Origin of the sequence: Dietzia sp. KRD202, assembly GCF_017168155.1 — a bacterium.
Lineage (GTDB): Bacteria > Actinomycetota > Actinomycetes > Mycobacteriales > Mycobacteriaceae > Dietzia > Dietzia kunjamensis.
The window spans coordinates 1-573 of record NZ_JABFAN010000149.1 but is presented as its reverse complement, the minus strand read 5'-3'; the positions used below and the strand labels follow the sequence as shown (position 1 = coordinate 573).

General features: G+C 62.8%; 1 protein-coding gene. It reads left to right on the top strand.

The window, feature by feature from the left end:
- Positions 1-573, top strand: a 573-nt coding sequence (locus J1M64_RS20835; protein WP_206475269.1) for a cytochrome P450, incomplete at both ends; no start/stop codon positions are given.

Below are 573 nucleotides of genomic sequence, written 5' to 3'. Positions count from 1 at the left end.
GAGGGCCCTCCGACAACGACGAGCTGTTCAAGGGCATGGTCGACATGGCGCGTGGACTCAGCGCACTGTGGCATGACAAGGCCGCCCGCCTGGCGGAGGGAGAAGAGCCGGGTTTCGACCTGATCACCATGTTGCAGAGCGACGAGGCCACCAAGGACCTGATCGACCGTCCGATGGAGTTCGCCGGCAACCTGATCCTGTTGATCGTCGGGGGCAACGACACGACCCGCAACTCGATGAGCGGCGGCGTTCTGGCGCTGAACCGGTTCCCGGACCAGTTCGAGAAGCTCAAGTCCGACCCCGGCCTGATCCCCAACATGGTCTCCGAGATTATCCGGTGGCAGACCCCTCTTGCCTACATGCGGCGGATCGCCAAAGCTGACACCATCTTGAACGGTCAGTTCATCCGTAAGGGTGACAAGGTGGTCATGTGGTACGCCTCGGGCAACCGGGACGAGTCCGTGTTCGAGCGGCCGGACGAGTTGATCATCGACCGGCCCAACGCCCGCAACCACATCGCTTTCGGGTTCGGCGTCCATCGGTGCATGGGCAACCGATTGGCCGAGCTGCAGT